The sequence below is a fragment of the Polynucleobacter sp. genome (genome assembly GCF_018500155.2).
Lineage (GTDB): Bacteria > Pseudomonadota > Gammaproteobacteria > Burkholderiales > Burkholderiaceae > Polynucleobacter.
This window is the reverse complement of the sequence record NZ_JAHBAK020000052.1, coordinates 1-11,293: the sequence shown is the minus strand read 5'-3', so window position 1 is coordinate 11,293 and position 11,293 is coordinate 1. Positions and strand designations below refer to the sequence as shown.

The following is an 11,293-nucleotide window of genomic DNA, read 5'->3' as shown; positions in this document are numbered from 1 at the left end:
GCCGAAGTAAAAACTTGGGAGGCTTTGGCTGATGGTGTCTTGGATGCAGGTATTTTGGCTCGCCTCGAACGCACCTGGCGTCCAGCAAATGAACAAAGTACGGCATGGGTTGAGCGCCAAATTGGCAAAATCAACAAGGCGCTAGAGCAAATGTCAGAGAAACTAGGAGACAACGCATGGTGCCACGGCAACCAAATGACCCTGGCCGATATTGCGGTGGGATGCGCAATTGGATATTTACTATTTCGCTTTCCAGAAATTCAATGGCAAACACAACATCCCAATTTGAATCGCTTGTATCAAAAATTGTTAGAGCGTTCCTCGTTTATTGAAACAGAACCACCAGCAGCATAAAAAGTTTTATTTGCTTGCTTAAATTAGGCGGAAATGATTCCGCCACCGAGACAAATGTCACCGCTGTATAAAACAGCGGATTGTCCTGGCGTCACAGCCCATTGATTTTCTAAAAAACGTAACCTGAAGTCAGATTCATGATTGCCTGCGTTCAATTCGCATGCCGAATCGGCTTGACGATAACGCGTTTTAGCAGAGTAGGTGCCAGCTACAGGCGGGATACCAGCTATCCAGCTAGCATCAATCGCGTCTAGCCCATGAGCCAGTAGCCATGGGTGTTCGTGCCCTTGCACAACATAGAGCGTATTGTTTGCCACATCTTTACGGGCGACATACCAGGCATCACCATTGCCGTCTTGACTGCCGCCCAAACCGATTCCTTTGCGTTGCCCTAAAGTAAAAAATGCTAAGCCCATATGCTCACCAACAACTTTTCCTTCGGGTGTTTTTATAGGCCCTGGTTCGCGAGGCAAATAGCGATTGAGGAATTCTCTAAAGGGCCTTTCGCCAATAAAACAAATGCCGGTGGAATCTTTTTTCTTGGCATTGTGCAAACCAATTTTTTCAGCGATTTCGCGCACTTCCGTTTTAGGAATCTCACCCAGCGGAAATAGCACATTGGCTAATTGTTGTTGGGTTAAACGATGCAAAAAATAACTTTGGTCTTTGCTTGCATCTAACGCTTTTAGCAGTTGCACTTGACCGCCTTCATGCCGCACACGTGCATAGTGTCCAGTAGCAATCGCATCCGCACCCAAGCTCATTGCATGATCTAAAAATGCCTTGAACTTGATCTCAGCATTACAAAGTACATCTGGGTTTGGAGTTCGCCCGGCAGCGTATTCCCGCAAAAACTCAGCAAACACGCGTTCACGATATTCCGCAGCAAAATTCACGGCTTCTACGTCAATTCCGATTAAATCTGCCACGGAGACCACGTCAAGCCAATCTTGCCGGGCGGAGCAATATTCATCGTTATCGTCATCCTCCCAATTCTTCATAAACAGGCCCACAACCTCGTAACCCTGTTCTTTCAGCATCCAAGCTGCAACCGACGAATCTACACCCCCAGACATGCCAATAACGACTTTCTTGGGGTTTGTGGGCGGGATTGCTGAAGAATTGAGCTGGATCATCAAAAAATGCGAGAATTCAATATAAGCTGATACCCCATATTGTAGAAGCCTTATTAGAAACTGGTCTATGTGGGGTCTAGCCTAAATTCTTTATGTATAAGGGTAACCATATATACGCTAATGCGTATATATACATAAAATTGTTTTTTAAAATTTTGCTTTTGGAGACATGCCATGCGCATAGGAGTGCCGCTGGAAACTAAACCTGGTGAAACCCGGGTTGCTGCTACACCAGAAACCGTTAAAAAACTCGTCAGTCAAGGTCACACTGTGGTGATACAAAAAGATGCGGGTTTACAGGCAAGTCAGCCTGATTCTGCTTATGAAGCTGTGGGAGCAACCATTGGCACTGCCGCAGATGCGTTTGGTGCAGAAATTGTCCTTAAAGTTCGCGCCCCTGAAGCAGCAGAGCTCAAGCAAATTCAATCTGGCAGCGTACTCATTGGCATGCTCGACCCATTTGATAACGACAATATTGCCGCTATGGCTGCACAAGGCATTACTGGCTTCTCCTTAGAAGCTGCGCCACGCACTACACGTGCGCAAAGTATGGACGTTTTATCTTCACAAGCAAATATTGCTGGCTACAAAGCTGTGATGGTCGCTGCCAATGAATATCAACGCTTTATGCCGATGTTGATGACTGCAGCGGGAACTGTAAAAGCTGCACGCGTTCTCATTCTTGGCGCTGGCGTTGCTGGCTTACAAGCAATTGCAACCGCGAAGCGACTAGGCGCAGTGATTGAAGCTTCGGATGTGCGCCCAGCTGCTAAAGAACAAATTGAATCATTGGGTGCGAAATTTGTTGACGTGCCTTATGAAACCGATGAAGAGCGTGAAATCGCTCAGGGTGTTGGAGGCTATGCCCGCCCAATGCCAGAAGCATGGATGAAGCGTCAAGCGGCCTTGGTGGCCGAACGCGCCCAACAGGCTGATATCGTGATTACGACTGCATTAATTCCTGGTCGCAAACCACCAGTTCTCTTGCATAGCGATACCGTTGCCAATATGAAACCGGGCTCCGTGGTGATTGATATCGCCGCAGGCAAAGGTGAAAACGGCTCAGGTAACTGCCCTTTAACTCAGGCTGACAAGGTCGTTGATGTGAACGGTGTCAAGATTGTGGGTTACACCAATTTAGCAAGTATGGTTGCTGCAGATGCATCTGCCTTATACGCACGCAACTTAATCGACTTTCTAAAACTCATCATTGATAAAGAAGCGAAGCTTGTTATCCCTAGCGACGACGATATCGTTACCGCTTGCTTAATGTGTCGCGATGGCCAAGCCATCCGCAAAAACTAATAGAACATTCTTACGAGGAAACATCATGGATCTCGCTGCTTTTCAAAGCATCCTTACCGTTCAAAACATCACCGTATTTGTACTGGCCATTTTTGTTGGCTATCACGTAGTTTGGAACGTCACTCCAGCATTACATACACCTCTGATGGCGGTGACGAATGCTATTTCTGGAATCATCATCGTTGGCGCCTTATTGCAAACCGAAGTGATCGGCGGAGATGAAATCACTTTTACTAGCGTTATTGGGGCGATCGCAGTTTTCTTGGCTTCAATCAATATTTTTGGTGGCTTTATGGTGACGCGTCGCATGTTGGAGATGTTTAAGAAAAAAGCGCCTAAAGCCAATACAGCTGATGCAGCTAAGTAAAGAGAACAAGATCATTAGAGACTAAAACAATGTCAAACATAACCGCTATTTCCTATCTCATTTCATCGGTGCTGTTCATCCTCGCTCTGCGGGGCTTGTCCTCACCAACCACCTCACGCCAAGGTAACACTTTTGGCATGATTGGTATGCTGCTCGCAGTCATTACCACCTTCTTTATTCCTGACTTCAAACCAGCCGTTTCTCTCATTGCTGTAGCAGTAGTGGGTGGTGCCATTATTGGCACCTTGGCTGCTAAACGGGTGCAGATGACAAAAATGCCTGAGCTAGTAGCGCTCATGCACTCTTTTGTCGGTTTGTCAGCAGTATTAATTGCAGTGGCTGCAGTATTCAATACTGCGCATGAGCACACAGGCGCACAGAAGATTGAACTCTTTATCGGTGCATTCATCGGTGCAATTACCTTCACTGCTTCTGTTATTGCTTTTGGCAAACTTTCTGGCAAGGTGAGCGGTAAACCTGTTAGCTTCTCTGGCCAGCATTTACTCAACCTCATTCTTGCAGTATCGATGGTTGGCGCAGGCATTGCTTACTATTTAGTAGATAGTCATGCCGCATTTTTAGCTATGTGCGCTATTGCATTGGTCCTCGGCGTTACCTTGATCATTCCGATCGGCGGCGCTGATATGCCAGTCGTGGTCTCCATGCTCAATAGTTATTCTGGTTGGGCTGCAGCAGGTATCGGCTTTACCCTCAACAATCCTGTATTAATCATTGCAGGCGCCTGCGTTGGATCCTCTGGCGCGATTTTGTCTTACATCATGTGTAAGGCTATGAATCGCTCCATTTTGGCAGTGTTGCTTGGTGGCTTTGGAGCTGAAGCAGCCGCAGGGGGTGGCGATGATGGCGGTCCAAAGAATTACAAAACTGGCTCACCAGAAGACGCTGCATTCCTGATGGAGAATGCAGATACTGTCATCATCGTTCCTGGATATGGTCTTGCAGTAGCACGCGCTCAGCATGCCCTTAAAGAGCTTACAGAAAAGTTAACCCATCATGGCGTAACTGTGAAATATGCTATTCACCCAGTTGCTGGTCGCATGCCAGGTCACATGAACGTTCTCTTGGCTGAAGCTGAAGTGCCCTACGATCAAGTTTTTGAGATGGAAGATATCAACAGCGATTTTGGTCAAGCAGACGTCGTGTTAGTACTAGGCGCAAATGACGTGGTAAATCCTGCAGCGCGTTCACCAGGTAGCCCTATTTTTGGTATGCCCATTTTGGAAGCGTTTAAGGCAAAAACGATTATTGTGAACAAGCGTTCTATGGCTGCAGGCTATGCAGGTTTGGATAACGAACTCTTCTACATGGATAAAACCATGATGGTCTTCGGTGATGCGAAGAAAGTCGTTGAAGAAATGGTTAAAGCTGTTGAGTAAAAACTTTCGCTACCTCATTTAAAAACCGCCTAATGGCGGTTTTTTATTGCCCGACCTTCACTCTTGCAGAGCAAATAAAAAATGCCTGGTCTTTTGAACCAGGCATTTTTATTACCATAATCAATAGATCACGGAGAGTTTTTACATCATACCGCCCATGCCACCCATACCGCCCATGCCACCCATATCAGGCATGCCGCCACCAGCAGATTCTTCTTTTGGTGCCTCAGAGATTGCACAGTCAGTGGTCAGCAATAAGCCAGCCACAGATGCAGCGTTAACTAATGCTGTCTTAGTGACCTTAGTAGGATCAATCACGCCTTGTGAAACGAGATCGCCGTATTCACCAGTTGCAGCGTTATAGCCATTGTTGCCCTTGCTTTCTTGAACAGCATTGACAACTACACCTGGATCTTCACCTGCGTTGCTCACAATCGTACGCAAAGGCTCTTGCATTGCACGCAATACGATGCTGATACCAGCGTCTTGATCGGCATTGTCGCCTTTCAAGCCTTTGATACCTTGCATTGCACGAATCAATGCAACGCCACCGCCAGGAACAATACCCTCTTCCACAGCAGCACGGGTTGCATGCAAAGCATCATCAACACGAGCTTTCTTCTCTTTCATTTCTACTTCAGTAGCAGCGCCAACACGAATCACCGCAACACCACCTGCCAATTTGGCAACACGCTCTTGCAATTTTTCCTTGTCGTAGTCGCTAGTTGCTTCTTCGATCTGCACACGAATGTTCTTCACGCGTGCTTCAATCGCTTTAGCATCACCGGCACCGTCAATAATGATGGTGTTTTCTTTACCTACTTCAATGCGCTTGGCTTGACCGAGGTGCTCAAGAGTTGTTTTCTCGAGTGTAAGGCCAATTTCTTCAGCAATCACAGTACCGCCAGTCAAAATCGCGATATCTTCTAACATTGCCTTACGACGATCGCCAAAACCAGGAGCCTTCACAGCGCAGGTCTTGATGATGCCGCGAATGTTATTCACTACCAAAGTTGCCAAAGCTTCACCTTCAACATCTTCAGCGATGATTAACAACGGACGGCCTGACTTAGCAACTTGCTCTAATACTGGGAGCAAATCACGGATGTTGGCAATCTTTTTATCAAACAAGAGTACGTATGGATTGTCCAATACAGCAACTTGCTTTTCTGGTTGATTAATAAAGTATGGGGACAGGTAGCCACGATCAAACTGCATACCCTCTACCACTTCTAACTCGTCATCTAATGACTTGCCATCTTCAACAGTAATCACACCTTCTTTGCCTACTTTTTCCATTGCTTCTGCAATGCGTTGACCGATACTGTGGTCACTATTTGCTGAGATGGAACCTACTTGAGCAATTTCTTTAGTAGTGGTGCAAGGCTTGCTGATCTTTTTGAGCTCTTCAATCGCTGCGGTTACTGCTTTATCAATACCGCGCTTCAAGTCCATTGGGTTATGACCTGAAACGACGTACTTCATACCTTCGCGAACAATAGATTGCGCCAATACTGTTGCAGTAGTAGTACCGTCACCAGCGATATCAGCAGTCTTGGAAGCAACTTCCTTAACCATTTGCGCACCCATGTTTTGCAACTTGTCTTTCAGTTCGATTTCTTTTGCTACTGAAACACCATCTTTAGTAACGGTTGGTCCACCAAAGGAACGCTCGATCACTACATTGCGACCTTTAGGCCCAAGAGTGGTTTTGACTGCGTTAGCAAGAATGTTGACGCCTTCGACCATCTTGGTACGGGCGCTATCTCCAAATACAACGTCTTTTGCTGCCATGATTAAATTCCTCTCTTAATTTCCGAAATTACTTCTGAACAACAGCCATGATGTCGTCTTCACGCATCACGATGAGCTCTTCGCTATCTACTTTGACGGTTTGGCCTGCATATTTGCCAAACAACACGCGATCGCCTACTTTGACGTCGAGTGCATTCAATTTGCCTGCTTCATCACGCTTGCCAGGGCCAACAGCCAATACTTCACCTTGATCAGGCTTTTCAGCTGCGGCGTCAGGAATGATGATTCCGGATGCAGTTTTTGATTCTTGATCCAAACGCTTGATGATTACGCGATCATGTAAAGGACGCAAATTCATCTCTTCTCCTATGTTAGTAAGTGTTAACTAATTAAAAAACTATATAAATCAATGCTTTATAATCTCTTACACGCAAATAAAGCGGTTTTATGATGCTAATTCCGCTTTTTAGCACTCGCGTGATGGGAGTGCTGATTATATAGGTCTGCTTTGGAGGATTTCAAGGGCGGATCACCAAAAAAAGCTCACCTATCAAGCCGCTTTTCCGCGCCCGGCTAGTTCCCAGAGCGTTTGCCCACCAACCGCAACCCAAAAGACCCTATTTTTTCAGACCCAAAATGAGCATCTCCTTGATTTGGCAAGCAATTTCACATTTCGTTTTTCATTTCATCCCCCGCAGAGTGGGGTCTTGGGAAATGCGCTTGCAAACTCATCAGACTGTCGCGCTTTTGCTTTTGAATTTTGGCTAAGCGCTCAAGGATAGTGTGTTGCAAGTGAATCTCCTTAATGAGGGCCAGATCGTATTGATCAATTTCGCGCAGCTCTCTTTTTTGCATGAAATACCAAATTTGCAACCAGTTACGAATCTGCGGTTTCCAACCCATGAAATGTGCTTGAAAATACATAGCGATCGCAAAATCATGAATGACCTCAAATAGAAGTGGTGTCTCATCCTTAATCCAGGGTGCATTAAATTGTTCACGCTGTGGAGACAGTAAAGGTGGCAAATCTTTTTGGGTGCGGACCCACTTTTCGAATTCTTCAAACAGCACATCAAAATGAATGCGTATTTCTTCCAAATCAGTAAATTCTTCCGCCTTGTATTCTTTGATCATGCGGCAATACTGGCGCCATGCCATGTCCGCTATTTCAATTTGCTTAGGACCAAAGCGTTTGCTCATATTTAAAAAGTAGTCTGGCAAATATTCATAAAACATTGGATCGATCTCGAGCATCGCGGCAATCTGCGTTTTATCGACGCTATCAAAAATCGACTTCTGTTCTACATGAATTCGCCCTTCCATACGCCGCGAGCGCCAACGTGAATCAATGTATTCATCCACCAAATCAGACTCAACGACCCCTTGAGGATTGATATCTTCGTAAAGCTCTTGTGCTAACTGGCGATATTCGCTTTCATCTTCAAAAGGCAAAATTTTGGTCTTTGCATAACGGGCATGCTTTAAGGCATTTAGTCGCAAGCGATTTTTTCCTGCGGCGGTTTTTGGCCCAGTATGACCAAAAGACTTTTTACGACCTAGTGAGTCGCGTGGTACTTCATCATCTTTTTTACGACTTGAACTGTTTAGATTATTCATAATGTTTCTCAAAAAGTTAGTTTTAAAATCCAGGTATAAACACCTGGAACAAAAAATAAAAAATGAATGTCTCACTGCGCACAACAATCGTGTATGCAAAAGTATTACGGTGTGCGCCAATCGGGCGCAGATGCATCTACCTTATTCACAGTGGCTTGACTCGATCGTGAGCCAAAGAATTCGCATTAGTGAATTTCACACCAAGCGACACAACAGCGATCATTAAGAAAGACTTCGTGTGGTGGTCTCGTGAGTTGGGTTTAAAAATGTATTCGAGCGTGAACCATTTCTAATGAACTACCAATTCCGCACCATGCTTTTTAACTTCGCTTTACAGCTGGCTTAATCTAATCGGGATTAAGCCCTAATACTGGATAAGTATACAGTATTATTTTATTTTGGAAATCCTTTTTTCCACCTCACCCCAGCACCCTCTTCAGGGGTGCCAATGAATTCAATTCCCATAACCTCAAAAGCTAGCTTTAGCTGCTTTAATTTTTCTATAGTGCCCGAAGGTATCTCATTTTTCCCTGATTCAAGGCGAACTAGGGTTGTAAATGCCATACCTGACTCCTTAGCCATCTCTCTGACAGTAAGCCCGGTCATTGCTCTCGCAGCTTTTATTTGACTACTTGTAATCAATTTTGGTTCAGCCTATAATAGGATCAATGATCCTATTATTGAAATCATTGAACACATACAGAAAGGAAAAAAATGCTTAATAATCAACATTTTACACAGGATCGTACTAAATACCTAGGTGGTTCGGATATTGGCGCTATTTTGGGGTTTTCTAAGTACCGTACCGCTTTAGATGTCTGGTTAGAGAAAACGGGTCGGGTAGTCAGTAAGGTGGATAACCTACCAGTGCGCTTTGGTTCTTTTGCTGAAAGCTTTGTCGCTTCGGAATATGCATCCCAAACAGGCTTTAGCCTGGTGCATAGTGAAGCAGGAGTCGTGCATCCCAGGCACCCCTTTATGGTCGGTCACATTGATCGCTTTGTCTTTGAGCGCTCTAGCGATATCAATAGGGAGCTATTTCATTCTGATGGATCCTGTGCTGCTTCTCACCTATTGGAGTGCAAAACCGCGAGTCCTTTTAATCAATCCGATTGGGGTGAACTGGGTACCGATGAAGTACCCATGAGTTATCTAGTGCAGTGTCTTTGGTACTTAGCCATTACTAATCTAGAGAGATGTGATGTGGCAGTACTCTTTGGCAATTCTGATTTTCGGATCTATGAAGTCTATCGCGATCAAGAACTAGAAGAGTTGATCGTTAGTAAAGCTGCGGCCTTTTGGCATGACTATGTTCAGATAGACACTCCACCACCCGCGCAATGCGAGTCAGACTATCAACACCTCTTTAGCAAGGAAATAACTGGTACAGCCGTAGAAGCCGATTCCACGGTTTGTGAGCTCACCCAAAAGTTACAGCTTCTAAACAGCGAGATTAAATCCAAAGAACTAGAAGTCTCACAAATCAAACAAACCATCATGGGGCAAATGGGGGAAGCGGAACTACTCACCTATCAAGGCAAGGTTCTCGCCACCTGGAAAAGTCCCAAAACCAGCTATCGCTTAGATAGTAAGCGCCTGGAACTTGAACACCCAGAACTGATCCCGCAATACCAGGTGCCGATCCTAACCTCCAGAAGACTGGTGATTAAAGAGTTAACTACTAAATAGGATACTGAATATGAAACCCCATCAAGCTACTAATAAATTAGGTAAACGTACCTATACCCTCAAGGAGTTGGCGCAGCGCAATTTTGTGTCACCCCCTCAAGTGGTCATCCAAGACAAGGCGCCAAGATTTAATCCAGTCAATATCCAAGAGGATTTATTGGACGAAGTAGAAACGATAGAAGTTGATCAAAAGAATCATCACGCTGCACAGAACCAACAACAATCAACACCAGCTTCATTAGAGCAATCTAAAACAAACATCTCTTCTACCAACCTGACTGTATCAATTGAACTGATCAATCATTTGATCACTAAAGAGATTGGTTTAACGGCTAAAACATTAGGCCTTGAAGAAAATGAACTACAAGCTTGGATTGATCTTCAAGTGATGGCGCCTAAACAAACCCTCTTAGCACTATTAAGACTGGCTAGAGCCAATAATCTTGATCCCCTACAAGAAGAAGTTGCCTTAGCACTCTATGAAGATAGCCATTGGCAGGCTTACATCACGGTCGAAGGTTACTCAAAGATGCTTAATCGTCACCCGGCTTTTGATGGGATGAGCTTTACCCAATCGGAAGAAACGACAAATGGTATTCCCATATGGATGGAATGCACTATTTATCGTAAAGATCGCTCTAATCCAATTAGTGTGAGGGAATATTTTGAGGAAATTAAAGGAGAGCAGGCTATTTGGCAAAAGATGCCGAGAAGGATGCTCAGACATAAAGTCATGCAGCAGTGTGCGAGGTTGGCAATAATTTAAGTATCTACTATTAATTTTATCTTAATATAATGCTAACAATCTTCACTACAAATCTCCTCTCATTATAAAAATTTAACAAACAAAAATCTTTATTTCATTTCGTTCCATCATCTTCTTGCTGAAATCAATACACATCACATGAGATATTTTTCTCTAGCTGCCCAACATAGAAACAATGGCTGGTTTTTACATCCGATTACTGGGAATTTGCATCAAACACACAACGAAAACCTAGCCGCTTTTATAAGCAGGGATTTACCAGAAAAGATTATTAGCGCGTTGGAATACTGCGATAACCCATATAAACTTTTACCGCCAAAATTTGAATTTTCACATTTTTTTGAAGAACGAAATGTCATTTCACTTCAAAAAATTTATAGGAAAATTCTTTTTTTAAGAAGATTAAATTTCTTTTTGGTTACTATGTACGCTGGTCAAGCAAGTCCATTGTTTGCAGATTCCTTACAGGCATTTTTTGCACTCAATAAAATAGGATATTCAGCGAAAACAGATCCAAATGGATGCCTGAATAGAACTTTAATTGCAGCAAAATGCTCACATAAATTCCAACAAGCAGGAGTGCTATTTATTGGAGCAGATTTACCTCAGACACGACTTCATGCATGGATTATTGAGGATAATTATCAACCCGATCCATGGGATAGGGATTGGATTAATTTTCTTCCACTGGCAGCTTATATTTATTAATTAAATAAAAATGTTGTTGATAGATAATTCTAAATACACGACCCAATACTTTTCCATTATTAAAGAAAAGTTTGTTGATTTAAATTCTACAATTTCAAAAAAATTATTTAGTCCAGAATCTTATACAGCTCACGCCAAAAATGAGGCAATAAAACCCACCCACCTTAATGACTATGAACCTGTTTTGCCGGGTATCTAT

Annotated in this window: 13 protein-coding genes; 8 read left to right on the top strand and 5 right to left on the bottom strand. The window is 43.9% G+C overall.

Annotation, left to right across the window (positions count from 1 at the left end):
* On the top strand, nt 1-354 hold a 354-nt coding region (locus KIH43_RS06690), incomplete at its 5' end, for a glutathione S-transferase C-terminal domain-containing protein (protein WP_297719047.1).
* Between the two features lie 23 nt (nt 355-377).
* Here KIH43_RS06690 and mnmA read toward each other — a convergent pair.
* A complete protein-coding gene (gene mnmA, locus KIH43_RS06685; protein WP_297719044.1) occupies nt 378-1,490 on the bottom strand; it encodes a tRNA 2-thiouridine(34) synthase MnmA in 1,113 nt (370 codons plus the stop codon).
* A 174-nt stretch (nt 1,491-1,664) separates the two neighbouring features.
* On the opposite strand from mnmA, the gene KIH43_RS06680 reads away from it, so the two are divergent.
* Genes KIH43_RS06680 through KIH43_RS06670 form a run of 3 tightly spaced genes read left to right on the top strand, consistent with a single transcriptional unit; the run spans nt 1,665 to nt 4,559 of the window.
* Nucleotides 1,665-2,795 (top strand): Re/Si-specific NAD(P)(+) transhydrogenase subunit alpha, encoded by a 1,131-nt coding sequence (locus tag KIH43_RS06680; RefSeq protein ID WP_296968481.1) that lies wholly within the window; start codon nt 1,665-1,667, stop codon nt 2,793-2,795.
* 25 nt (nt 2,796-2,820) lie between these two features.
* A complete protein-coding gene (locus KIH43_RS06675) occupies nt 2,821-3,162 on the top strand; it encodes a proton-translocating transhydrogenase family protein (RefSeq protein ID WP_296968483.1) in 342 nt (113 codons plus the stop codon).
* Nucleotides 3,163-3,191: 29 nt separating this feature from the next.
* A complete protein-coding gene (locus KIH43_RS06670; protein WP_297719040.1) occupies nt 3,192-4,559 on the top strand; it encodes an NAD(P)(+) transhydrogenase (Re/Si-specific) subunit beta in 1,368 nt (455 codons plus the stop codon).
* A 141-nt stretch (nt 4,560-4,700) separates the two neighbouring features.
* Here the strand turns inward: KIH43_RS06670 and groL are convergent, their stop codons facing one another.
* The 4 genes from groL to KIH43_RS06650 form a co-directional block, all read right to left on the bottom strand.
* The gene (gene groL / locus KIH43_RS06665; RefSeq protein ID WP_297719038.1) at nt 4,701-6,353 is read right to left on the bottom strand and encodes a chaperonin GroEL; all 1,653 of its coding nucleotides are present in this window, start codon (nt 6,351-6,353) and stop codon (nt 4,701-4,703) included.
* 28 nt (nt 6,354-6,381) lie between these two features.
* Nucleotides 6,382-6,672 (bottom strand): co-chaperone GroES, encoded by a 291-nt coding sequence (locus KIH43_RS06660; protein ID WP_297719035.1) that lies wholly within the window; start codon nt 6,670-6,672, stop codon nt 6,382-6,384.
* A 308-nt stretch (nt 6,673-6,980) separates the two neighbouring features.
* Nucleotides 6,981-7,931, bottom strand: a complete 951-nt coding sequence (locus tag KIH43_RS06655) for a hypothetical protein (protein WP_297719032.1) — start codon at nt 7,929-7,931, stop codon at nt 6,981-6,983.
* A 393-nt stretch (nt 7,932-8,324) separates the two neighbouring features.
* Nucleotides 8,325-8,573 (bottom strand): helix-turn-helix transcriptional regulator, encoded by a 249-nt coding sequence (locus KIH43_RS06650; RefSeq protein ID WP_297719029.1) that lies wholly within the window; start codon nt 8,571-8,573, stop codon nt 8,325-8,327.
* 72 nt (nt 8,574-8,645) lie between these two features.
* Here KIH43_RS06650 and KIH43_RS06645 point away from each other — a divergent pair, with 72 nt between their 5' ends.
* The 4 genes from KIH43_RS06645 to KIH43_RS06630 all read left to right on the top strand — a co-directional run.
* Nucleotides 8,646-9,620 carry a lambda-exonuclease family protein gene (locus KIH43_RS06645; RefSeq protein WP_297719026.1) on the top strand — a complete coding sequence of 325 codons (975 nt, stop codon included), beginning with the start codon at nt 8,646-8,648 and terminating at the stop codon, nt 9,618-9,620.
* A gap of 10 nt (nt 9,621-9,630) precedes the next feature.
* Complete coding sequence (locus KIH43_RS06640) at nt 9,631-10,386, top strand: recombinase RecT (RefSeq protein WP_297719023.1); 756 nt, start codon at nt 9,631-9,633, stop codon at nt 10,384-10,386.
* Nucleotides 10,387-10,524: 138 nt separating this feature from the next.
* Entirely contained in the window at nt 10,525-11,094 is a 570-nt protein-coding gene (locus KIH43_RS06635) for a hypothetical protein (RefSeq protein ID WP_297719019.1), read from the top strand.
* Nucleotides 11,095-11,104: 10 nt separating this feature from the next.
* Nucleotides 11,105-11,293: hypothetical protein (locus KIH43_RS06630; protein ID WP_297719016.1), on the top strand; the 189-nt coding region annotated here is incomplete at its 3' end.